At 78.5% G+C, this 2,594-nt stretch carries 1 protein-coding gene; it reads right to left on the reverse strand.

Features of this window, described 5'->3' with window-relative positions:
- Positions 1–54 precede the first annotated feature (54 nt).
- On the reverse strand, positions 55–2,594 hold a 2,540-nt coding region (locus AB0N76_RS39655), incomplete at its 5' end, for a non-ribosomal peptide synthetase (protein WP_363565719.1).

A 2,594-nucleotide genomic window follows, 5' to 3' on the forward strand; every position in this document is an offset into this window, starting at 1 on the left:
CCCGCCGCGGGGAGCGGGGGGCGGCGCGCGCCGGTGCGCGCCGCCCGGGGCGGGTCAGCGCAGGTCGCGGACGGCGGCGGCGATGCCGAGCGGGGTGGGGGCGGCGAAGAACACGTCGAAGTCGAGTTCGACGCCGAGCAGGTCGCGGATCCTGGCGGTGATCTGAATGATCGTCAGGGAGTGCCCGCCGAGCTCGAACAGGTCGTCCTCGGGGCCCAGGTCGGGCAGCCGGAGCACCTCGGACCAGATGCCGAGCACGGCGGTGAGCACCTCGTCCGCCTCGCCCTCGGTGGGGGCGGCGCTCGGGGCGGCGTTCGGCGCGGCGCTCGGCGCGTCGGTCGCCGGCGGCGGGACGGGCAGCGCCCGGCGGTCCAGCTTGCCGTTGGGCGTCAGCGGCAGCCGGTCGAGCACCAGGTAGCGCTGCGGCAGCGCCGCGCCGGGCAGCGACCGCTGGAGGAAGGCACGCAGTTCGGCCGGGGCCGGGGCGACCGCCCCGGCGGCCGGGACGAGGTACCCGGCCACGAACGGCTCACCCACCCCGTCCGGCGCGGCCCCGTCCTCCCGGTGGACCGCGGCGGCGGCCTCGGCGACCGCCGGGTGCGCCAGCAGCGCCGCCTCGATCTCGCCGAGCTCGATCCGGTGCCCGCGGATCTTCACCTGGTCGTCGAGCCGGCCGAGGAAGTCGAGTTCGCCGTCGGCGGTCCAGGCCACCAGGTCGCCGGTGCGGTAGAGCCGGTCGCCGTCCGCGCCGTCGGCGCCGAACGGGTCCGCGACGAAGCGCTCGGCGGTCAGGTCGGGCCGCCCCAGGTAGCCCTCGGCGAGCCCGTCGCCGCCGAGGTACAGCTCGCCCGGCACCCCGATCGGCAGCGGGCGGCGCCGCCGGTCCAGGACGTAGGCGCGGGTGTTGGCGATCGGCCGGCCGATCCGCACCGCCTCGGGCGCGGCCGGGAGTTCGGCGCAGGTGGACCAGACGGTGGTCTCGGTCGGGCCGTAGACGTTGAACAGGCGCTCGGTGCCGGCCCGCAGCTGCCGGGCCAGCGGCAGCGGCAGCGCCTCCCCGCCGACCAGGGCGGTCAGCCCGGACGGCAGCGGCCCGGCGCCGAGCAGGACCCGCCAACCGGAGGGGGTGGCCTGGACGTGGGTGACGCCCTCGCGCTCGATCAGCGCCCGCAGACCGGGGCCGTCCACCGCGAGCCCGTCCGGGGCCAGCACCAGCCGGCCGCCGGTGACCAGCGGCAGCAGCAGTTCGAGCGCGGAGATGTCGAAGGAGAGCGAGGTGAGGCCGAGCCAGACGTCCCGGGGGCCGGAGCCGAGCCGGTCGGCGAAGGCCGAGAGCAGGTTGACCAGCGCGCGGTGGCCGATCTCGACGCCCTTGGGACGGCCGGTGGACCCGGAGGTGTAGAGCACGTAGGCGAGCCGGCCGGGGCGCACCTCGGCACCCTCCGAGGCACCCTCCGAGGTGACCGAGGCGTCGGAGGCGTCGGCGAGCCGGAGCAGCGCCGGGGCGGCGGCGGCCACCTCGGGGGCGGGCTCCCGGTCGGCCAGCAGCAGGGCCGCGCCGGAGTCCGCGAGGACCAGCGCGAGCCGCTCGGCGGGGTAGCCGGGGTCGAGCGGCAGGTACCCGGCGCCGACGGCGTGCACCGCGAGCAGGGCGGCCGGCAGGTCGGCGGTGCGGGCCAGGTGCAGGCCGACCAGGTCGTCCCGGCCGACCCCGGCCGCCGTCAGCGCGCCGGCCAGCCGGTCGGCGCGGCGCAGGAGTTGGCGGTAGGTGAGCCGTTCCGTCCCGGCCACCACCGCGACGGCCTCCGGGTCGGCGGCGGCGCGCTCGCGGACCAGGTCGAGCACGGTCCGGTCGGCCGGGTAGGCCCGGGCGGTGGCGTTCCAGGCGGCGGTGACGAGGCGCTCCTCGGCCTGGTCGAGCAGCGGCAGCGCGCCCAGCGCCGTACCGGGGGCGGCGGTGGCGGCGGCGAGCAGGGTGGCGAAGTGCCCGGCGATCCGCCGGGCGGCGGCCGGGGCGAGCACGGCCGGGTCGTACTGGAGCGAGAACGCGACACTCCCGGCGCTGTCCGGACCCGCGGCGTCCCCCGAGCCCGCGACGCCGTCAAAACCCGCCGAACCCGCGGCGTCCCCGTCCCCCGAGCCCGCCGATCCCGCGGCGTCCTCGACGGCCTGGAGGTGCAGGGTGTTGCGGGCCGCGTGCGGGAAGACCGCCCAGTCGACCTCGGTGGTGCTGCCCGGGAACACCGGGTCGGCGGTGGTGCGGCGGCGGTAGCCGAACGAGACCGGCGCCAGCCCGGCCCGCGGGGTGAGCCCGGGCACGGCCGTGCCGAACGGGACGGCGCGGTGGGCCGAGACCAGCCGGACCTCGGCGCGCACGGCCCGCGCGTACCGGTCGAACGGGGCGGAGTCGTCGACACCGGCCGGGGCGTACACCGGCAGCTCGTTGACGAACGGGCCGATCTCGGCGCGCTGCTCGCGGCGGCGGACGGAGAACGGGACGGCGACCGGCACGGCCTCGCCGCCGTAGCGGCGCAGCAGACCGTGCAGCGCGGCGAGCAGGAACTCGAAGACGGTCACGCCGCCGGCCCGGGCGG

Origin of the sequence: Kitasatospora sp. NPDC093806, from assembly GCF_040683335.1 — a bacterium.
GTDB lineage: Bacteria > Actinomycetota > Actinomycetes > Streptomycetales > Streptomycetaceae > Kitasatospora.